General features: G+C 33.2%; 17 protein-coding genes. 14 read left to right on the forward strand and 3 right to left on the reverse strand.

Annotation, left to right across the window (positions count from 1 at the left end; all coding sequences use genetic code 11):
• Positions 1–105: 105 nt before the first annotated feature.
• Both ACQ654_RS11895 and ACQ654_RS11900 read left to right on the forward strand, forming a co-directional pair.
• Entirely contained in the window at positions 106–795 is a 690-nt protein-coding gene (locus ACQ654_RS11895; RefSeq protein WP_430410552.1) for an alpha/beta fold hydrolase, read from the forward strand.
• A gap of 138 nt (positions 796–933) precedes the next feature.
• Complete coding sequence (locus ACQ654_RS11900; protein ID WP_430410553.1) at positions 934–2,388, forward strand: hypothetical protein; 1,455 nt, start codon at positions 934–936, stop codon at positions 2,386–2,388.
• Between the two features lie 2 nt (positions 2,389–2,390).
• Here the strand turns inward: ACQ654_RS11900 and ACQ654_RS11905 are convergent, their stop codons facing one another.
• Together ACQ654_RS11905 and ACQ654_RS11910 are read right to left on the reverse strand one after the other, a co-directional pair.
• On the reverse strand, positions 2,391–3,095 hold the full coding sequence (locus ACQ654_RS11905) for a LytR/AlgR family response regulator transcription factor (RefSeq protein WP_430410554.1): 705 nt from the start codon (positions 3,093–3,095) through the stop codon (positions 2,391–2,393).
• Positions 3,085–4,137, reverse strand: coding sequence for a sensor histidine kinase (locus tag ACQ654_RS11910; protein ID WP_430410555.1), 1,053 nt, complete (start codon positions 4,135–4,137; stop codon positions 3,085–3,087). The genes ACQ654_RS11905 and ACQ654_RS11910 overlap by 11 nt, the downstream gene beginning before the upstream one ends.
• Before the next feature lie 245 nt (positions 4,138–4,382).
• Here ACQ654_RS11910 and ACQ654_RS11915 point away from each other — a divergent pair, with 245 nt between their 5' ends.
• The gene (locus tag ACQ654_RS11915) at positions 4,383–6,737 is read left to right on the forward strand and encodes a TonB-dependent receptor domain-containing protein (protein WP_430410556.1); all 2,355 of its coding nucleotides are present in this window, start codon (positions 4,383–4,385) and stop codon (positions 6,735–6,737) included.
• Positions 6,738–6,874: 137 nt separating this feature from the next.
• On the forward strand, positions 6,875–7,786 hold the full coding sequence (locus ACQ654_RS11920) for a hypothetical protein (RefSeq protein WP_430410557.1): 912 nt from the start codon (positions 6,875–6,877) through the stop codon (positions 7,784–7,786).
• A gap of 151 nt (positions 7,787–7,937) precedes the next feature.
• Here ACQ654_RS11920 and ACQ654_RS11925 read toward each other — a convergent pair whose 3' ends face one another.
• The gene (locus ACQ654_RS11925) at positions 7,938–9,416 is read right to left on the reverse strand and encodes a PLP-dependent aminotransferase family protein (protein ID WP_430410558.1); all 1,479 of its coding nucleotides are present in this window, start codon (positions 9,414–9,416) and stop codon (positions 7,938–7,940) included.
• A 90-nt stretch (positions 9,417–9,506) separates the two neighbouring features.
• On the opposite strand from ACQ654_RS11925, the gene ACQ654_RS11930 reads away from it, so the two are divergent.
• The 10 genes from ACQ654_RS11930 to ACQ654_RS11975 all read left to right on the forward strand — a co-directional run bounded on the left by ACQ654_RS11930 (position 9,507) and on the right by ACQ654_RS11975 (position 20,857).
• Positions 9,507–9,956 carry a GNAT family N-acetyltransferase gene (locus ACQ654_RS11930; RefSeq protein ID WP_430410559.1) on the forward strand — a complete coding sequence of 150 codons (450 nt, stop codon included), beginning with the start codon at positions 9,507–9,509 and terminating at the stop codon, positions 9,954–9,956.
• On the forward strand, positions 9,949–11,358 hold the full coding sequence (locus ACQ654_RS11935) for a pyridoxal phosphate-dependent decarboxylase family protein (RefSeq protein ID WP_430410560.1): 1,410 nt from the start codon (positions 9,949–9,951) through the stop codon (positions 11,356–11,358). The genes ACQ654_RS11930 and ACQ654_RS11935 overlap by 8 nt, the downstream gene beginning before the upstream one ends.
• A gap of 215 nt (positions 11,359–11,573) precedes the next feature.
• The gene (locus ACQ654_RS11940; protein WP_430410561.1) at positions 11,574–12,071 is read left to right on the forward strand and encodes a nuclear transport factor 2 family protein; all 498 of its coding nucleotides are present in this window, start codon (positions 11,574–11,576) and stop codon (positions 12,069–12,071) included.
• A gap of 313 nt (positions 12,072–12,384) precedes the next feature.
• Positions 12,385–14,067 (forward strand): helix-turn-helix domain-containing protein, encoded by a 1,683-nt coding sequence (locus ACQ654_RS11945; RefSeq protein WP_430410562.1) that lies wholly within the window; start codon positions 12,385–12,387, stop codon positions 14,065–14,067.
• Between the two features lie 75 nt (positions 14,068–14,142).
• Positions 14,143–16,104 (forward strand): serine hydrolase, encoded by a 1,962-nt coding sequence (locus tag ACQ654_RS11950; protein WP_430410563.1) that lies wholly within the window; start codon positions 14,143–14,145, stop codon positions 16,102–16,104.
• A 521-nt stretch (positions 16,105–16,625) separates the two neighbouring features.
• The gene (locus ACQ654_RS11955; protein ID WP_430410564.1) at positions 16,626–17,285 is read left to right on the forward strand and encodes a hypothetical protein; all 660 of its coding nucleotides are present in this window, start codon (positions 16,626–16,628) and stop codon (positions 17,283–17,285) included.
• A 7-nt stretch (positions 17,286–17,292) separates the two neighbouring features.
• Complete coding sequence (locus ACQ654_RS11960; RefSeq protein ID WP_430410565.1) at positions 17,293–18,333, forward strand: sensor histidine kinase; 1,041 nt, start codon at positions 17,293–17,295, stop codon at positions 18,331–18,333.
• Complete coding sequence (locus ACQ654_RS11965) at positions 18,330–19,019, forward strand: LytR/AlgR family response regulator transcription factor (protein WP_430410566.1); 690 nt, start codon at positions 18,330–18,332, stop codon at positions 19,017–19,019. Before ACQ654_RS11960 ends, ACQ654_RS11965 begins: the two co-directional genes overlap by 4 nt.
• Before the next feature lie 267 nt (positions 19,020–19,286).
• Positions 19,287–20,192 (forward strand): IS982 family transposase, encoded by a 906-nt coding sequence (locus ACQ654_RS11970; RefSeq protein WP_430410567.1) that lies wholly within the window; start codon positions 19,287–19,289, stop codon positions 20,190–20,192.
• A gap of 77 nt (positions 20,193–20,269) precedes the next feature.
• Positions 20,270–20,857, forward strand: coding sequence for a hypothetical protein (locus tag ACQ654_RS11975; RefSeq protein WP_430410568.1), 588 nt, complete (start codon positions 20,270–20,272; stop codon positions 20,855–20,857).
• Positions 20,858–20,895: the final 38 nt, after the last annotated feature.

Genomic DNA, 20,895 nt, shown 5'->3' on the forward strand with positions numbered 1-20,895 from the left:
AATATGTATACGATAACTCAAATAAGATGCTGCTAAATAAAAATGTACACTTAAACTTTGTTCAGTGTGCATTTTTTTGTCACATCGAGTGCAGTTGAGATGAACATGAAAAAACCAACACTCTATTTTCTTTCAGGCACGATGTGTACACCACTATTGTGGGAATTTGTATGTGCAGAATTGACTCAGTTTGATTGTATTTTTATCGATACAACTTCGGCAACTTCATTTGCTGAAATAGATACTTTGTTAGATGCAACTTTAGAAGAAAACACATTTGTAGTTGCTTTTTCCATGGGCGCATATGCAGCAATGCATTTTGCAGTTTCCAATCCAGATCGGATTCAAAAAATGATGGTGATTGCGGCTTCTGCAACTAGTTTGAGTGCGAAAGAATTACAACTCCGAAAAAGCACGATTGATTTTCTAGAAAAACACAATTATAAAGGAATTTCTACCACAAGAGCATTGCAGTTTTTACATCCTAAAAATCATCAAAATAATGTGTTGATTCAAGTTATTAAAAACATGGATTCAGACTTAGGAAAAGAAGTTTTAATTCGCCAACTCAAAGCAACTTCACAACGTGTTGATTTAACCCAAAAACTACAAAAAATTCAAACTCGAATTCATATTATTGCTTCTAAAGAAGATGCATTAGTCAATATTGAAGATGTTCAACATACACAAAAACAATTGCCAAAAGCAACAAGTACATTCTTAAAAAACTGCGGACATATGATTCCGTTAGAAATGCCCGATTTGGTTAGAAGTGCAATAATAAACTTCTTCTAATTTTAGTAAGCTGTAAAACGAATAACAGCATTTTATCAAGCATAAGAAACACTTTACTCATTCAAAAAGGCAGTTTACGCATTCTAGTTTTTGTAACGAACAGCACAATCGTATTTTAGGAACCTAAAATACGCTGTAATGAAATTTTTATATCTAATTTTCTTCTTAGGTAATGTCGCTATTGTCAATGCGCAACCTGGCGATTTCATGGCGATGCGAAAGGCACAATTGCAAAAAGTTGAAACTGCATTGCAAAATAATCCAAATGATATGTCACTTGTTTGGGAACGCATAAACCTTGTGTTTAAGCCACATTTTGATTTATATAAAAGAGCAGGTGAGATAGAAAAATTTCAATCTAGAGCAGCGTCATACCCATATTATATTTTGGACGATTTGGATTATTTGATTGCCAACAATAGCTCAATGAAAGTTAGAAGCAAACAAGTTTCTTTAGCGGATTATTATCATAGAAGAGGACAGTTTTTTTATGTAACAGGATATGTTGAATATGCTTTAGAGGATTATTTAACTGCACTTGAACAAAATCCACCGTTTGCGTTAAAGCAAACAATATGTTTGGCAATTGCAGCATATTATTACAATAAAGATGAAAACTATTCTTTGGAAAATTATGAAAAAGCATTAGCATATATAGATTTGGTAACGCCAAAAGAAGATAGTACGAAGCCATTACTTTATGAACGATACAGTTCAAGAAATGGTGATTATTTTCAATCACAAAAACTACAACTATTAAGAGTAGCTCAGAAAGATGAACGCTTGGTAAATTACTTAAAATGTATAGCAAAAAGTCATTTTCTTTTTTATGAAAAAGAGACTAAAAAATCAACGGAATATCAACAAAGCCATTCGTATACAATTCCATATTCTTTGCGTTTAGGATTTAATAAATTGTATGAAATTGCACAACATTTTTATGAAAAAGGTAAGTATGAAAAAGCAAAAGAGGTTATAGAAAAAGTAATTTCTTTTCTGCCAAGAAATAAAGATGGATTTTACTATGAAACGTACGTATATGGAAATTATTTTCTACTACTTTCAAAGATTTACAGGACAGAAATGTATCAAAATGTTTCGCTAGAAATTGACAACTTACTAGAAGGTTTTGGCGATTCAACACAAGGATTTCCTTCGCAAGCCACAAAACAATACAATCGATTGGAAGAATTATTGCAATTATATCCAAACAAACCCAAGTTGCATCTGGCAAAAGCCATATATCTCAAAAAAATAAAATACAATAACAGGTATGCAAAACTGGAAGGTAATATATTTGAATCTTTACAACAAAGCGAAAATTTAGGATTGCAAGATTATAGAATATCATATTTGAGAGCTTTGGTATTAAAGTTGGAAAAGCACTATGCGGATGCTTTGGTTGAGATTAACAAAGCGCAACTTTTATCTTCAGGACACGTTAATGTGTGTAGTTTAAAACTATGGCTATTAGAACAGTTTGAAGAAAGTTCAGAACTAGAAATAAAAACAACAAAAGCATTGCTTGAAGCTTCTAAAAAGCAAGAAAGCGCACCGATAGATATTATTGTGAAAATGATTGATGAGATATAAATCTACTCTTTCAAAACCGCCAACACATATTCCTTATAACTCGCGCCAATAGGAACTTCTACATCGTTGAGTTCGATATCATGTGGCGTAAAAGCCGTTATTTTTTTGCTATTAATAATATACGATCTATGTACACGTAAAAACGCATGTGTGGCTAAAGTTGATTCTAAATCGCTAATTTTTTGTTTGGAAACAATACATTTTGACAAAGTATGAATTTTGACGTAATCTTTTAAGCTTTCAATATAAATAATATCCGAAACGGTAACTTTATGATACTTTGTTCCAGACTTGACTTGTATAATAGTTTCCACATCCTTTTGAGGAATTGAAACTGCCGTTTGCACAGGTTTTATATCTCTAAAAAACCGCTCCACAGCTCTAAAAAAACGATCAAAAGTAATAGGTTTCAACAAATAATCGGCAACGTCCAAATCGTAACTTTCCAAGGCATATTCTCTATACGCTGTTGTAAAAATAGTTTTTGGTGGATTGCGTAACGATTTTAAAAATTCAATTCCAGTAATAGTTGGCATTTTAATATCTAAAAACAACAAATCAATTTCTTGTGTATTTAAAATTTCCAACGCTTTCATAGCATTATTACACGTTGCAACAACTTCAAAAGAAGCAATTTTTGAAATATGATTTTCCAGCAATTTTATAGCCAACGGTTCGTCGTCAACGAGTAAGCATTTAACTTTCATACGGCACTATTTTTAACGTGATGATCACTTGAAAGGAGTTTTCTTTTTGTTCAATATTGATTGTATGTGTATTTGGATACAACAATTCCAATTGCTTGTGAATATTCTCCAAACCAATTGCACTTTTTGAAGTTTCGTTTTTTTGAAGTGTAGTTGTATTAAACACGGTAAATGTCAATGTATCTTCTGTTTGACTAAGATCAATGGTGATTTTTGGACTTCCAGAATCTTCGCCAGCACCATGTTTAAAAGCATTTTCAACCATCGATAGTAAAATAAGTGGTGCAACTCGTGTTTGTGATGCAGTACGATGTGAAAACGATACTTCCAAACGCTCGTCATAGCGAAGTTTCTCTAAATCGATATAATTTTCAAGCAATGTAATTTCTCCCGCCAAGGGCACATATTTTTGATCGCATCGATATAAAACATAATCTAAGATTTCAGATAATTTCCCAATAGACTCAGATGTTTTTGGCGAATTTATAATGGATAACGAGTAAATATTATTTAAGGTATTAAACAAAAAATGTGGATTCAATTGTGCTTTCAACATCTTTAACTCAATAGAAGCTTTTTCCTTTTTTAACGATTGTTCTTCTATACGTTCAAAAGTCAATTTTATCAATAAAAAGAATAAAGCAATTGAATAAATCGTAAAAAAGTAACCACTGATCAATTTCCCCCAATCCGTTAAGATTTCTAAAATAGGCTCTTGTTCAAATGGAGCATTTCTAAATAATGGCTCAGCTACATGCACCATTAACATGCGCGAAAAACTGCAAATAATATAAGCGCTCACTATCGCATACACTGCAAATAGTGTGTACTTTTTAGTATATAAAAATTTAGGAAGTAACCAATACGCCAGAAAATATGAAATGATAATTTGCGGAATTATGTGAGAAGCTCTTGCAATAGCAATTACCCACCAAGGATCATAAGAAGCATCAGAAAAAATTAAAAAGAGATATAGAATAATCCAAAAAACAACGTGTTTTAAGACACGGCGATTTTTTATATAACTGAAAATATTTTTCACAATTTGTATCATAACATATCAAATCTAATAATATTCATAAAAGTACGCATTACACTTCTTTAAAAATTACGGATAGATGAATAGCGTAAAAAAGCATCCAAACACTATCAAAAAGTAGACGAAACCCATATTTCCATAAAAAATACGTGTTTGACGACTAAATAATCATGTTCGACTATTTAAAAAAATGATGTCTCATTAAGCAACATATTTGTGGCATCAATCAAATTATAAAACAAACGGACATGAAAAAAATAATCATTCTATTAGTGTACTTAGCGGTTACGCTTGCAAGTGCTCAACAAAACAAGCAATTTACCATTACTGGAAAAGTACTGGACAAAACAACACAACAACCATTGGAATATGCTACGATAACCATCTTAGACACAAAAACTGATAAAGTATTAGAAGGTGGAATTACCAACGAAAAAGGAAACTTCTCTTTAGAAATTGGAAACGGTACGTACAACATTAAAATTGAATTTATTTCTTTTAAATCATACCTGTCAAAAAATGTTGTCATTGCAAAAGACATGAATTTGGGAACGATCAGTTTAGAAGAAGATTTAGAAGCGTTAAGCGAAGTTGAAATCGTTGCTGAAAAATCAACGGTAGAATTAAAACTTGATAAAAAAGTATTCAATGTTGGGAAAGATTTAATCTCGCAAGGCGGAACGGTAAACGATATTTTAGACAATGTACCTTCCGTAAGTGTGGACGCTGGTGGTGGAGTTAGCCTGCGTGGAAACGGAAATGTTCGTATTCTCATCAACGGGAAACCTTCTGCATTAATTGCCAACAATGGATTGGATCAAATTCCTGCGGAAAACATTGCAAAAGTTGAGGTTATCACAAATCCTTCCGCGCGCTATGAAGCACAAGGAACGGCAGGAATTATCAATCTTATTCTAAAAAAGAACAAAAAAGGAGGACTAAGTGGCTCAGTTCAACTGGGCGCAGGAACGCCAAGAGATTACAGGGCGAATGTAAATCTTGCGTATAAAACAGACAAAATAAATGTATTTACCAATATTGGCTATCAAAACTCAAACTTCTTTGGCGAAGAAAAAATTAGGCAAACAGTAACGAATAATGGAATAGAATCTGGATTACTGCAAAATAACGATCAAGATAGAAATGACGATGCTCACAATATATTTTTTGGTGGCGATTATTATATAAATGATAAAAATACACTGACAGCTAGTTTCTATCACAGATTCTTAAAAAACACGGATGAAACCCGTTTAAATTATTCTTATTTAGATGCAACAGGCGCTATAGACAGTACAATTTCACGAATAGAAAACTACAAAGAGCCGCAAAATTTCAATCGATTGGAAATGAATTATGTGAAAACATTTGACAAAAAAGGGCAAAAGTTAGAAATGGACGTACAATATGATTTTTGGAATGATGATGAGCAAGAAAGCATTCGTCAGCAACGTACAATTCCTGCAACTACTGACTTTACAACAATTAGAAGTGATGATGTAGAAAGTAGTAAAGACTTCTTATTTCAAGCTAATTTTGTGTCGCCTTTAACAGAAACATCACGATTGGAAACTGGTTTTAGAAGTGAAATTAGAAGAATTACAAGTGATTATATGGTGCATATTGATGCGCAATTAATTCCAGATTTAGACAATGAATTGGATTACAACGAACGAATTTATGGTGTATATGCACAATATGGCGACAAAATTGGAAAATTTAGTTACTTACTAGGATTGCGTGTAGAACATTCAGACATTGGAATTGATGATCAAAAACAATTGTTCAACGATTCTAAAAAATATACAAATCTCTTTCCTACGGCGCATTTTTCATATGAACTTGCAGACAGAACAGATGTGCAAGTAAGTTACAGCCGACGAATTAACAGACCGCAATTTTGGCAATTGAATCCTTTTGGTGGATTAACAGATTTTAGAAATCTATTTACAGGAAATCCAGATTTGAATCCGATGTATACCAACTCGTTTGAAGTAGCCTTTCTAAAACGTTGGGGAAAATTTTCGATCAATCCATCTGTGTATTACCAGCACACAACCGACTTTTTCAACTTTGTAACCACACAAACTGCAGATGGAAACTTTGTTACATTTCCTGTAAATTTAGATACGGAAGATCGATTAGGTTTTGAACTATCAACAACATACAATCCGTTTAAATGGTTGCGATTATCAGGAGAATTCAACTTCTTTCAATACGATCAAAAAGGAGATTTCAATGGTGAAAACTTTGACACCAAAGATGAAGCTTGGTTTACCAGAATAAACTCCAGATTGCGTTTCAAAAAAGGACTTTCTGTACAAGCAAGTTTTAATTACACAGGAAGAAACCAAAATGGGCAAAGGCTTCAAAAAGCCCAATATCATTCAGATTTTGCCATTAGTAAAGATATTTTTAATGACAAAGGCGCACTTACTTTAAATGTTAGAAATGTATTTGATTCGCGAATTCAAGATAGAGTAGTGACTGGCGAAAACTTCCGTTTGGAATCAGAATCTAGAAGAGTTGGAAGACGAATTAGCTTAACTTTTGTATACAGATTCAATCGTAAAAAAGGGCAACGTGATCGACTTCCAGATTAAAAAGTAGTTTTTTATTTTAATTAGTATAATCCTGAGTTATATCTTTCTTAATATGACTCAGGGTTTTTAAAGCCAATCCTCTTAATGAATTATATTTGTTTTCTTACTTAAATGACATCTATATAATAGTTTGAATTATGAAAAATAACAATTCTATATATCTAATACTTGTATTTGCAATGGTTTTAAATGCTTGTATTACAAAAAATCAGAAACCAAAAGGCACTGATTCTACCATCTCAAAAAAGCTATATTTTGGACAAAAACCACCAGAATTAATTCCAGAAATTTTTGCGCCTGGCATTGTTTCAATTAATGGAAGGAATGCATCGACTATTTCGTTTTCTCCTGATTTAGATGAAATATATTTTTCAGCTCATGAAAAAGATGAAGAAGCATCATCTATCTATTTCTCAAAACTTAAAGGTGATAAATGGACTCCCGTTAAAAGAGCAAACTTTACCAATGGGAGAAAAAAAGAGGAGTTATATCCATCCGTTAGTCTTCATGACAAAAGGATTTACTTCACAGCTTTTGATTCTATTTTTTCGGATGAGAAAATTTGGTACGTAAACCGTTTAGAGAATTCTTGGAGTGATGCAATAAAACTTGATTCACCTATTAATGATGACATAGTTTTTTATATTAATCAAGCTAAAAACGGAGATCTTTTTTATACAAGTATTTCAAAAGCGAAAATATACTATGCACCAAACAAAAACGGTAAATTTCCCGAAGTACAGGAAGTTGAACTTGAATTTGGTCATCACGGGTTTGTTTCCCCATCTCAAGAGTATTTGCTGGTATATGCTCGAAACAAAGAAAATGAAGACCACGATATTTATGTCTGCTTTAAGAAAAAAGACGGGACATGGACAACACCAATTCCGCTTGGAAATAAAGTAAATTCTAATTTTAACGAATCTTGTCCGAGTATCACTCCAGATGGCAAATATTTGTTTTTTAATAGATCCAACGAAGATGAGTCATCAAATGTGTATTGGGTGAGCACAGAAATTATTGATAAATTAAGGCCAGTTGATTTATAAGCAGTAAAAATAAATTTAGCATAAATGTCATATCGAGTAAAGTTCAAATAGACTTCCCGCCTAAAGATTTATTGATTTTAATACTATTCAAGATAAATCTTTCGACTTTGCTTAAGACAAGCTCGCCCAAAAAAGTATACGTTCCTGTTGATCAAGAATTATACGATACAATTGTGGAGTTAGACAAGCGATTCTTTGACGCATACAATTCCTTCGCCAATGTGCCAAGCAATTGGATTGCTTTTTCGATAGGTTCAGTCAAAGGTTTTGAAAAACTCAAACGAATGTAATTCGTATGCGAATCGTTCATGGAGAAAATCTGTCCAGGCGCAATAATCAATTTGTGTTTCTTGGCAGCTTCAAAAAGAAAAATACTATCAAAATCTTTTGGAAAAGCAATCCATAAAATATAACCGCCAGTTGGTGGAACCACATATATATCTTCAGGAAAATAAGTATAAATAAGTTTGCAATACGCAAGCATATTGGTATGCAATGTATGACGTAATTTTTTTAGATGATACGGATATCTACCTTTAGAAAAAAACGAAACCAGCGCTTGTTGTGACAACGTACTAGAACCTAACGAGTGTATTCTTTTCAATCGTGTAACCGTTTCAGTAAACTTTCCAGGAATGGCATATCCTATTCGATAACCAGGCGCTAATGTTTTTGAAAAAGAAGAACAATATAGTACAAAACCTTTAGTATCAAACTGTTTGCATGTACTAGGGCGGTGTTTTCCAAAATACAATTCGCCATACACATCATCTTCAATCAATGGAACTTCGTGTTTTGTAATCAATTTTACCAACTCTTTCTTCTGATCAGTTGTTAAACTCATGCCAGTTGGATTATTAAAATTAGTCGTTAACAAACACGCTTTAACAGGAAACTCTTCTAACGAACGTTTTAAGAACTTCACATCCAAACCTGTTGTCGTATGTATTGGAACAGGAATTACTTTCAGTCCCAAATTCTTAATAATTTGATGAATTCCATAATACGTTAAACTATCCGAAATTACAATATCGCCTTTTTGCGTTGTTGCTTGTAAACACAAAGTTAAAGCTTCTGTGCAGCCAGCAGTAATGACAATATCTGCTGCGGTAAATGTTTTTCCAAGTTTTATTTGTTGTCCAGCAATTAACTGTCGTAACGTAACATTTCCTGTCGGATGTTCATAATTTAAAATAGACGAACCCAAAGTTGTCAATGCAGACTTAACACTCTTTTGTAAAGTTGCTGTTGGTAACAACGAAAGATCAGGTCTGGCAGTTGACAAATGTGTATAGGTTTTAGCGCTTAACAAATCTACCATATGTGAAATCATAGCATCAGTCGTTAATTCATGTATGGCTGGAGTTGTTTCTAAACTAGAATGATCAAAAGAAGGTGTATATTTTTTTGGTTGATAAATTACGTAATAACCAGATTTTGGTCGCGCTTCAATCAAACCTTTCGATTCTAGTGAATAATATGCTTGAAAAATAGTGGAAGCACTCACGTTGTGTTGTTTGCTAAACATACGGACGGACGGAAGCTTGGCACCTAATTGCAACACACCATTTAAAATATCTTCTTCAATATGTATTGCAATATCTTCATATAAAAAATTAGCTACTTTCATGTGTATCTGATATGGTGTAAAGGTAAAAAACTGAATCTGTTTTATTATGATGATGTCTTGTAAATTTACAGCAATCAAAAAACAGCAAAAATGCAGGAGAAAATAATTGGGAAAGAAATCTATTCAATTACAACAGATATTGAAAAATTAGACATGGAAATGATTCATCAATACTTAAGTAAAGAATCGTATTGGGCAAAACACATTCCATTACATATGGTGAAAAAATCTATTGAAAACTCTGTAAACTTTGGAATCTTTCACGAAAAGAAACAAATAGGTTTTGCACGTTTAATTACGGATAAAACCACGATGGCATACATGTGTGATGTATTTATAATTGAAGCCTATCAGAAAAAAAACGTGTCGTCTTGGTTGATGGAAACTATGATGAATCACCCAGAATTACAAGGCTTACGAATTTGGATATTACTAACAAGTTCTGCCAATTGGTTATATGAAAAGCATGGATTTGTCAATCCAGAAAGACCTGAATTATATATGGAGAAACGAAACAAAATAAACTATAAAAATGTATAAACAATTAGCATCCGATAAGGAAAACATAGAAACATTACTTGATGGAGTAAAACATGTTGCCATGCAACATTTTCAAGAAATTGAAACAATGCCAGCTTCTGCAAAACCACAAGCAGTAAAAAAATACAAACTACCAGAAGAAGGTTTTGGAGCTAAAGCTATATTAGAAAAATTCAAAGCGGATTATCAACAAATTATGTGCGGATCGTCTGGACCAAGATATTGGGGATATGTAACAGGTGGTGCAACACCTGCGTCTGTAGTTGGTGATTGGTTAGCGACTACATTTGATCAAAATACACAAAGTGTAAAAGGTAGAGGCGATGTTTCTGCAATCATGGAAAAAGAAACGATTCAGTTATTACTGGACTTTTTCGAGTTGCCAACTACTTTTTTTGGCGGATTTGTCACTGGCGCCACCATGTCCAACTTTACCTGTTTAGGAGTTGCACGACAATGGATTGGGAAAAATCAAAACTATGATATTGCCTTAACAGGATTGCAAAAACCAATACAAGTTGCCGCAGGAATGGCACATTCATCTGTGGTAAAAGGATTGTCTATGTTAGGAATCGGAAGTGCAAACATTCATAAACTTCCGTTACTAGACGCTAGAGAAGCAATTGATGTTGATAAATTGGAAGAATTTTTACAGCAAAACGCATCAGGAGAAGTAATTGTACTATCAAGTGCAGGAACTGTAAATAGTGTAGATTTTGACGATTTAAAAGCAATTTCAAAATTAAAAGAAACGTATAATTTCTGGTGGCATATTGACGCCGCTTTTGGCGGAATGGTCGCTTGTATAGAAAATAAAAAACAGTTAATTTCTGGTTGGGAACTGGCAGATAGTATTACGGTAGATTGCCACAAATGGTTCAATGTTCCGTATGATAGCGCGGTATTTTTTATGCAAGAAAAACATCAAAAAAGACAAATAGAAACCTATCAAAATTCGAATGCACCCTATTTAGGAAAACCAATGGAAAATTTCACATATTTAAACTTTCTCCCTGAAAACTCCAGACGTTTTAGAGCATTACCAGTTTGGTTTTCGTTGATGGCGTATGGGAAAAAAGGATACCAAGAAATTGTTTCTAGAAATATAGAATTGGCGCAACAATTAACTAATTATATCGAAAAAAGCAACAACTTTCAATTAGTTGCTCCAACACGCGTAAATGTAGTATGTTTTAAAGTTGCTGGTTTTTCGAAAGTACAACAAGATGAATTTATAACAACAATAAACTCCAGAAGAAAAATATTCATAACACCTTCTTTATATAGAGAAGAAGCGTGTTTCAGAGCTGCATTTGTCAATTGGCAAACCACCGAAAAAGACATCATTATAGCAATAGCAGAATTAGAAGCTACGTATCAACTTATAAAAGAAGTAAAATAGTAAATTTATTTATTGATGATATTAGGCATTTTGATTCCGCTCAACACAAGCATTTCGGTTCACTCCACGGAATCTAGTAGAAGTGTTTTACACTGAGTATTTTAGGTTCATTGAATGCAATGTTGTAGAAGTGTGTTACACTGAGCGGAGTTGAAGTGTAACAATTTTATAAAATCGTTGTCTACTAAGTATCATCAATCAATAAAAACAAACCAATGAAATCAAAATTAGTCGTACTTCTAGCACTAGGAATCTTTACAACATCGTGTATTTCTGTCCGAACAAAATCAAAACGAACCATTGTTGCCAAAGAAAAATACACGCCTGTAGATCAAGATTTATACACTACAATTGTAGCTTTAGACAAGCGTTTCTTTGACGCGTACAATACCTGTGATTTAAAAATTCAAGACGAATTAATCTCAGAAGATTTAGAATTTTTTCATGACAAAGGCGGATTGTCAACATCCAAAACACAAATCATGGAAGCCATGAAAAACAATATTTGCGGAAAAGTGACACGAACTTTAATTGATGGAACCATTGAAGTATATCCAATTCCAGGATATGGCGCGGTACAAATGGGCGAACACAAATTCTACAACAATCAAGAGCCAAATGCGAAATCGATTCCAAGTAAGTTTATCACAATTTGGAAAAACGACAATGGAACATGGCAAATGACACGAATTGTGAGTACGCATAAAAACTAGCACAAGTAAAAGAACATCTTACAACTTAAAAAAGATTTTATAAATACGTTTCAAATTCAAACTGGCGGACACGAATTACGTCAACATCCAAAAGTAACACAATTAGTACTATCGAGTAGCTATAAACTACAGGGCATTTTAGGAAAAATAATGCACCTTCCATTTCGTTTGATCGTATACTTATTTCAAAAATTTTTATTAAAAGGAATCAAAGCGAATCTACAATTGATACAAAATTCATAACCAATCAGAAGAAAATCAAGGTAATCAATAGCTTTTTCGTTTATCTTTAAGTAACCAAACCTACCAAAAGATGTTAAACTGGAACCTATACAACACAACAATCTTCATTGGCGCTGTCGGACTTTTATGTTTAGTAGCGTACCATGTATGTACACGAAAAATTAACGACAAAGCAACACGCTATTTCTATTGGTTTCTAATTGTAACAGCAACTGCAATTCTGCAATACATTTCGTTTGATATAAAAATTACCCAAAAGTACCAAGCGCTAGCCTTATTGGTAGTTCCGCTCGAATTTCTAGCGCCTGTAATCTTCACTGCGTTTACCTGTGCATATCTTAAAAAAGAACAACTTTTCAAAAAATATAAAAACTACTTACTCATTCCGTTTGCAGTATTCTTTCTCATTTACACTATTGTGAAAATTAATGTCTTTGTCGATTACTCCATTTTATCGCGAGAAACGGTTGGTAACATTCGTACGGAATGGAATGAAAATCTAGCATTACTATTCACATTTGTTATTGGTATTTGGAATTACAAAATCATTAAAAACTACGAAAAAGACTTAGGCGAACTGTCATATTCGGCAGTCATTCGGAAAACAAAATGGTTAAAAAACATATACATAACGTTAATTCTACTCAGCGTTTTTTGGTTACTCACGCTTCTATACATAAAAACGAATATAAATGTGAGTGGAAATGATAATTACTATCCATTGTGGATTGCATATTTGGCTTGTTACTATGTATTCTACATAAAAAGTAGCGCGCATTTACAAAAAATTCAAAAAGAAAGAACAGAAGAAGAAACGGCATTCAATCTCTCAGGATTAGACAAACTATTTAAGCCGGAAACATTGCAAGTATTAAGGCAAAATCAATCACAAGTCATTGCAATTCTAAGCTACTTTGCAACATCTTTATTTGATAAAAACAAAACAAAAGAAGTGCTTTGGGATATACTAGAAAACTGTGTTTCCAAACTGCAATTGGAAGATTGTGTACTCTATCTACTAGATGAAAAAACACAAATGCTCCATCAAGAAGCCGCTTTTGGTAATAAAACACAAAATACATACGAAATTCATGAGCCTAAAGAAATTTCAGTAGGAAAAGGAATTGTCGGAAGTGTTGCCCAAACGGGAAACTACGAACTTATCAAAGACACGCGCAAAGACAGTCGTTACATCATAGATGACAAAGCACGTTTGTCAGAATTGGCGGTTCCTATTTACATAGAAGGAACGCTAAAAGGTGTATTAGATTCCGAACATTCGGAAGCTAACTTCTTTACAGAAAACCATCTATGTCTATTTCAACTCATTGCAAAACTGACGGAAAAAAAGCTACTACAACTACAACAACAGAAAAAAGGAATCAGTATCACAAATGATAATTCCTATTACAAAGAAATTTGTACGTTAATGGAAGAAGAAAAACGCTACCGAGATCCAGAAATAAAATTAGCAACACTTTCCAAAGAAATAAACATCAGCGCAAATTACCTTTCACAATTGATTAATGCACTAAGCGGACACAATTTTTCTGACTTTGTAAACAGTTACCGAATCAAGGAAATAAAATCCAAACTATCGCATCCAGCTTTTATAGAATATCCTGTATTATCCATTGGATTGGAAGCTGGCTTCAACTCAAAATCGGCTTTTTACAATTCCTTCAAAAAACACACGGGCATGTCACCCACAGTCTTTCGGGAAAAACACCCATACGAGTCCCAATTCCTTTAAATTCAACAATACGGGACACTTGAACCCATTGCCAATACTAGGTTTGCATCGTTATTAATTTTAAAAATCAAAATGATGAATACAAAAACAAAATTGGCAATATTAGGAATGATGCTACTAATTTCATTCTCTTTTGCAGGAACAAAAAAAGGTGAAAACGCTAACAATGAAGAAAAATTGTATGCTCCAAAAACATTAAAAAGTTATGCGGCGCGGCACAATCTTTCGTCTGCACAATATCAAAAAGAAGTTGATAAATATCTCAAAGCAGGTTACAAACTTACCTATGTAGATGGATATTACGTAAACGGGAAAACAAAATTTGCAGGATTATGGGTAAAAGGAAATCCATCGAAACAAATATTACGTCACAACCTTACGTCCAAACAATACCAAGATGAGTTCAAAAAAAACCAAAGAAATGGCTATCGTTTACTACACGTTGATGGTTATTCTAATGGAAAAAAAGCACTATATGCTGCCATTTGGGAAAAACAAAGCACAAACGGATTGCGAACGCGTCACGGATTGACAGGAGCGCAATATGCTGCCGAATTCAAAAAGAATCAAAAAGATGGCTATCGTTTGGTACACATAAGTGGTTACGGAATCAAAGGGAAAGCATACTACGCAGCTATTTGGAAAAAAGGAAACGCTTCAGGATATGTAGCACGCCATGGTATGTCGAGCAAACAATACCAACAAACAGTAACGAAATATTGGGATCAAGGTTTTCGTGTAACACAAGTAGATAGTTATGATGTAGGCAAAAAAACATACTACGCTTGTATTATGGAAAAGAAATCAGGACGATATAGCGCACGTCATGATATGAATCCGAAAAACTATCAATTAGAATTTGACAATCATTACTATCAAGGAGCTGTTCCAATTTCAGTAAGTGGACACGATGCAGGAAAAACTTCAGGCTATGCCGCCGCTTTTAAAAATGTAACTACTTGGAAAAGTCGCGATACAAATCAATTAGATGCTAAGATTAAAAAAGTAATGAAAGATTTTAAAATTCCTGGGGCAACGATCGGAATTGTAAAAGATGGAAAACTAGTCTATGCAAAAGGATATGGATATGGTGACAAAGAAAACAAAACCATTGCGTCTGCAACAAGTTTATTACGATTGGCAAGTGTTTCAAAACCAATAACATCTGTGGCAATTATGAAATTGGTAGAACAAAAGAAACTAAAACTAAGCGATAAAGTTTTTGGAAACAACAGTATTTTAGGAAGTAATTACGGTTCAAAAGCACTAGGAAGTCGCGAAAAAGCAATAACGGTGCAACATTTACTTGAACACACTGCTGGTGGCAATGCTTGGGATCACAATTTAGAACCTAAAGAAACGGACACATGGGGACCACCGATGTTTCAAAAGAAGAAATTAAGTCAATCCAAATTAATCGGGTGGGTTTTGGACGATCGTAATCCGAGTCACAAACCAGGGACATTCTATGAATATTCAAACTATGGATACTGCTTATTGGGAAGAATCATTGAAAAGAAAACGGGAAAAAGTTACGAAAGCTACTTACGAAACAACATTCTAAAACAATGCGGAATCTCGCAAATGTATATTGGAGCAAACAAAAAAAAGAACCGTAAATACAAAGAAGTGGTTTACTATGCAAATGGTGGGAACGCTTACAATTTACAAATGAGAAGAATGGACAGTCATGGCGGTTGGATTGCTTCTTCAGTTGACCTAATGCGATTCATGGTACGTGTTGATGGAGACAGTTCTAAAAAAGACATCTTAAAAAGTAGCACCATTAACACCATGGCGACAAAGTCATCAGTGTCAAGCTATGCCAAAGGTTGGTCGGTAAGTGGCGGAAACTGGTCGCATGGTGGCGGAATGGGTGGCACAAGTACGCTTATCAAAAAAATGGACAATGGGATCAGTTATGTATTCCTAACAAACTCAACAGGAAATGGTTCAGGACAAGCTGGCGCTATGAAAAAAGCATTACAAGATGGTATTAAAGCTATTAAATCTTGGCCAAACCTAGATTTATTTTAATGAAACTCAAAGTTGTGAAGCCTGAATAGGAGCACATAACTTTGCAAGTTGAATTAACTCCGCTGAAAAGCGGAGTCTTTCTAAGAGATTTATAATTTGAGTTCTATTATCAAAAATCACAATCGATCTGGAAGTATGTTGTGAAGCTGACAAAACATTAAAAATACAAAGAAGCATTCTCATGCTTGATTTGCCACTATGCGGAAAGCGATTTTCGTGTGGTGGTTTTTTACTTCCACTCCGCTCAGTATTCAAGTTTGTAATGTATTTTGTGAGTTGTCACTTCGAGCGCAGTCGAGAACAAGAAAAAAAATGAAAGCTAATTAATCATCTTGAATTTCTATATTCAACGAAGTCGAATGTGTTGGAAAGCAAAGAAATCTCTATATTTAAAATTCATAAGTAAGTTTACAACATACATTTTAAGTGTATAACATGAGTTGCTCCATGTTGGACGAAATTTTTTGTCACGCATTTGCGAATTCACTTGTTTTGACCTATAAACTTAAAACGACAATATTATGAAAACAAGAATCATTTTAATGCTTGCAGCATTGATACTGTTAAACTCATGTATCTTAAAATCATTACAACCTTTTTACATTGCCAAAGCAATTAGTTATCAAGAAGATTTCTTAGGAAAATGGAAAGATGCCGAAGATGGAATATGGAAAATTCAATCTTTTAAAAAACTCTTCGAAAACGAAAATAATCAATTTCCAAAACAATCTGAAAATGATAAAATCATCTATGAAAAATACAAAAAATCGTATGTTGTTAACTATACCAAAAAAGGCAAAGAAGCGATGTTTATTGCAGTTACTTTTGAGGTAAACGGAAAGCTCTTTATAGATTTTACGCCTTTTGATATCGGATTGGAAAACGAAAACAAATTATTAGCGCAACACGTAGTTAAAACACATTCTGTTGCAAAAATTGAACGACTCGAAAACAAAAAATTAAGCTTTAAATGGTTAGATGAATCTAAAATTAAAGCATTACAAAAACAAAATAAAATCCGATTGCAACATGAAAAATTAGGTGTAAACGAAACGTTTGTCATCACAGCAACTTCGGAAGAATTATATAAATTCTTAGAAAAATTTGAAGCAACAAACGAAGACGAAATTTGGGGATCATCCGAGCAAATTACTTTAGAAAAAGCACATGCAAAACTTTAATACAAATATGCAATACATATTTCAAAAGAAACGCAATGTTGTGTTCAACATAGCATTGTGGTTTCTGTATTATAGTATCTTACTATTTATCTTTTCAAAAGGGAAAAGTCCTTTGAAAATTGATTATATCTACACGTTCTGTTTCTTAGCGGTGATGGCAATTTCTATTGTGATCAATACATATTTCTTAGTACCTAGATTATTACAAAAAGGGAAATACTTGGTTTTTGCACTCGCTTTTGTTGGTTTAATAGTGCTTTTTTGGCAATTCTATGTACTATATTTTGAACGATTGTTGGATGTGATTTTTACAGATTACTTCTTCATTTCATATCAATCGAACTTGCAGGCAATGACAAAATTTATATTGTTGTTGATAGTTTCCATGTTATTACGAATCTTTGAAAGTTGGTTGTATTTCAATGCCGAACAAAACAAACACTTGCAAACAGAAAATCAACGCATTCAAATCCAACTCTCACACTTGCGCGCGCAAATAAATCCGCACTTTTTATTCAATTCGTTGAATGTAATTTACGCATTAGCGATAGAGAAAAAAGAAGAAACGCCAGAAGCCATTGTGCAATTATCAGATGTATTGCGATATATTATCTATGATGCAGATGCGGATCGAATCAAACTAAAAGAAGAAATTACATTACTAAAAAACTACATTGCGTTTCAAAAATTTAGAACGCACGGTTTAGAAAACATTACGTTTGACATCAATATTCAAAATAAAGACTTCGAAATCTATCCAATGTTGCTATTGCCATTAGTAGAAAACGCGTTCAAGCACGGAATGGAAAAAAAAGTAGACAATCCTTTTATCAAAATATCGCTTTCGCAAGAAAATACAAAGTTTTACTTTCAAATTGTGAATCATAACAATAGTTCACAACAAAAAAGCAACCATGAATATTCAGGTGTTGGACTTGAAAATATACAAAGCAATTTAAAAATTGTATATCCTGAAAGGCATCAATTTCAGATTGAAGAAACTGCCGAAACATTTACCGTATCACTCCACATAACCGAAGAAAAATGAACCTAAATTGTTTAATCATAGATGATGAACCTTCGTCGCAAAAAGTATTAAAAGTTTTCATAGAAAAAGTACCTTTTCTAAATTTGATTGCTGTTTGCAACAATGCTACGGATGCTTTAGAAACGCTGCAAAAACATACAAACATTGATTTGTTGTTTTTAGACATCAATATGCCAAACATATCAGGATTAAGTTTCTACAAATCATTAAAAAATCCGCCAGCTGTAATTTTCACTACAGCATATTCCGAATATGCCATTGACGGTTTTGAAGTCAACGCGGTAGATTATCTCTTAAAACCATTTTCTTTTGATCGTTTCCTAACGGCTGTCAATAAAGCATTTGATGCTACAAAAACGACTGAAAATACTATTACGGATGAAGTTATCTATGTAAAAGAAAACAAAACGCTTCACAAAGTCAATTTGAAAGAGATAATCTACCTAGAAGCGTTGGGTGATTATGTCAAAATATATCTAGAAAACACGTTCATTTTGACTAATAGTACCTTTACAAATATGTTGGGACAATTACCAGCGGCGCACTTTGTTCGCACCCATAAATCCTTCGCAATCAATCTGGAAAAGCTAAATAGTGTTTCGGGCAATCAAATTATCATTAACGACACTAAAATTCCTATTGGGCAAACCTACAAAGCAGATTTTATGAAGTTGTTGTTGAAATAGTAAGCTCAACACACATTTGGCATCATTATATTAATAAACATTTGATGATGAGATACCGAATCAAGATTAACTAAAGCTGAAATGCCCCTTGCCGATATGGGGTAATCTTATACAAGATGCTTTCGAAGCACCATGTTCACGTTTTGAAGCGGTTCATTACTATTTAACGTGAGTTCGACTTAAGAAGATGTTTTAATTGTTTGTAAAATAGAGAAGGAATCATTAACTTAATGTTCTGAATAACAAGCTAATAATAAGAACTTCTCTATGATTACTGACAATAAAATTATTGAAATATTTTGTCTTTTAGACGATTTTAGTAAAGAATATAACGATTTGGTTACCAAAAACAGTCTTCTTGACCCAAATAAAAAGAAAATACGCAAAAGAAAGCGTAAAATGTCTGATGCAGAAGTAATGACTATTTTAGTTATTTTTCATTTAAAATCTTACCGAAATCTGAAGCACTTCTATATAAATCATGTGTGTAAACATATGCGTAATGAGTTCCCCGATTGTGTTTCATACAATCGTTTTGTTGAACTTCAAAAAAAAGTAGTTCAACCACTAGGAGTATTTATGAAAATGCATTGTTTGGGTAGTTGTACTGGCATTTCATTTATAGATTCTACTACGTTGAAATCCTGTCACTATAAAAGAGAAAAGCAACATAAAGTGTTTGCTGGTTTAGCTCAAAAAAGTTACGGAACCTTAGGTTGGTTTTATGGATTTAAATTACATCTTGTCTGTAACGATAAAGGTGAACTAGTCGAGTTTATGCTTACTCCAGGGAATGTGGATGATAGAAAACCTCTTAGAAACAAATCATTCAATGATAAAATATTTGGTAAAATTTATGGAGACAAAGGCTATCTCGGAAAAGATTTATTTGAAAAATTATTTGTAGATGGAATTCATTTAATAACAAAAGTGAGAAAGAATATGAAGAAAAAAGCAATGGATTTTATGGATAAAGTACTATTAAGAAAAAGAGCTGTAATTGAATCTGTAAATGACATCTTAAAAAATGTATGTTATATTGAGCATATAAGACATAGGTCGGTAGATAATTTTATATCAAACTTGGTCTGTGGATTAATAGCATATAGTTTTATACCTAAAAAACCATCTATCAAAATTACTAATATGCTCCCAAATATTGGAATAAGTTAAGTCGAACTCACGTTAATTAACAATTGATTAATTATGAGTTTTAAGTATATTTAGTCTTCATCAATTTACAAACATTTATGATTCGTCACATAGAACCATCCGAGCACATGCGTATGCGTCCGAAATTGTATTTTAAAACGCTCTTTAAGGAAAAAACACTCGATTCACTTCCGTTAGAAATTATTCAATATGCCATTGACCAAAAAAGCGCAGTGATTACTGTGAACTTGTATACTGACGAGTTTTCTGTTGAATTTAATGTAGGAATGTCTTTTGAAGTGTATCAAGATTATTTGGAAGATATTACACAGGCAGAAGCTACTTTGGTGAAAATTCCTAAATCTGTTCCACTTTGGAAGAAAAGCGCTCAGGAAGCTGGTTTTGGTGAATTGATCGGTCTTATACGAATCAACGCAACTTCCGAATGGTGCAAATTACTCACGTATTCAAACGGACAAAAAGGAGCGTTTTTATTTAAAGAAGGTGTTACGCAAACGAGAACTATCTGCGGAAGCAACGAAAAAGAAAATTACACAAAAATTACTGTAAAACCTGATGCAACGATATTTCCAAACTTAGTTGTCAATCCGACAACATTACAAGAAAAAATTGATGTGATCAAAGAAAAATTAAGCGGACTTGATATTCAGCTACACATTAACTAATTTTCAATAAATGCTAACCAAAAGATTTTCCGCCTGTT

The organism is Kordia sp., assembly GCF_965283645.1.
In the GTDB taxonomy this organism is placed as follows: Bacteria; Bacteroidota; Bacteroidia; order Flavobacteriales; family Flavobacteriaceae; genus Kordia.

What these genes read in the sequence shown, in the direction of transcription:
- ACQ654_RS11925 (WP_430410558.1), bottom strand. Translation starts at nt 9,416, where the DNA reads ATGAAAGTAGCTAATTTTTTATATGAAGATATTGCAATACATATTGAA.
- ACQ654_RS11940 (WP_430410561.1), top strand. Translation starts at nt 11,574, where the DNA reads ATGAAATCAAAATTAGTCGTACTTCTAGCACTAGGAATCTTTACAACA.
- ACQ654_RS11960 (WP_430410565.1), top strand. Translation starts at nt 17,293, where the DNA reads ATGCAATACATATTTCAAAAGAAACGCAATGTTGTGTTCAACATAGCA.
- ACQ654_RS11955 (WP_430410564.1), top strand. Translation starts at nt 16,626, where the DNA reads ATGAAAACAAGAATCATTTTAATGCTTGCAGCATTGATACTGTTAAAC.
- ACQ654_RS11945 (WP_430410562.1), top strand. Translation starts at nt 12,385, where the DNA reads ATGTTAAACTGGAACCTATACAACACAACAATCTTCATTGGCGCTGTC.
- ACQ654_RS11950 (WP_430410563.1), top strand. Translation starts at nt 14,143, where the DNA reads ATGAATACAAAAACAAAATTGGCAATATTAGGAATGATGCTACTAATT.
- ACQ654_RS11935 (WP_430410560.1), top strand. Translation starts at nt 9,949, where the DNA reads ATGTATAAACAATTAGCATCCGATAAGGAAAACATAGAAACATTACTT.
- ACQ654_RS11930 (WP_430410559.1), top strand. Translation starts at nt 9,507, where the DNA reads ATGCAGGAGAAAATAATTGGGAAAGAAATCTATTCAATTACAACAGAT.
- ACQ654_RS11895 (WP_430410552.1), top strand. Translation starts at nt 106, where the DNA reads ATGAAAAAACCAACACTCTATTTTCTTTCAGGCACGATGTGTACACCA.
- ACQ654_RS11920 (WP_430410557.1), top strand. Translation starts at nt 6,875, where the DNA reads ATGAAAAATAACAATTCTATATATCTAATACTTGTATTTGCAATGGTT.
- ACQ654_RS11970 (WP_430410567.1), top strand. Translation starts at nt 19,287, where the DNA reads ATGATTACTGACAATAAAATTATTGAAATATTTTGTCTTTTAGACGAT.
- ACQ654_RS11900 (WP_430410553.1), top strand. Translation starts at nt 934, where the DNA reads ATGAAATTTTTATATCTAATTTTCTTCTTAGGTAATGTCGCTATTGTC.
- ACQ654_RS11965 (WP_430410566.1), top strand. Translation starts at nt 18,330, where the DNA reads ATGAACCTAAATTGTTTAATCATAGATGATGAACCTTCGTCGCAAAAA.
- ACQ654_RS11915 (WP_430410556.1), top strand. Translation starts at nt 4,383, where the DNA reads ATGAAAAAAATAATCATTCTATTAGTGTACTTAGCGGTTACGCTTGCA.
- ACQ654_RS11905 (WP_430410554.1), bottom strand. Translation starts at nt 3,095, where the DNA reads ATGAAAGTTAAATGCTTACTCGTTGACGACGAACCGTTGGCTATAAAA.
- ACQ654_RS11975 (WP_430410568.1), top strand. Translation starts at nt 20,270, where the DNA reads ATGATTCGTCACATAGAACCATCCGAGCACATGCGTATGCGTCCGAAA.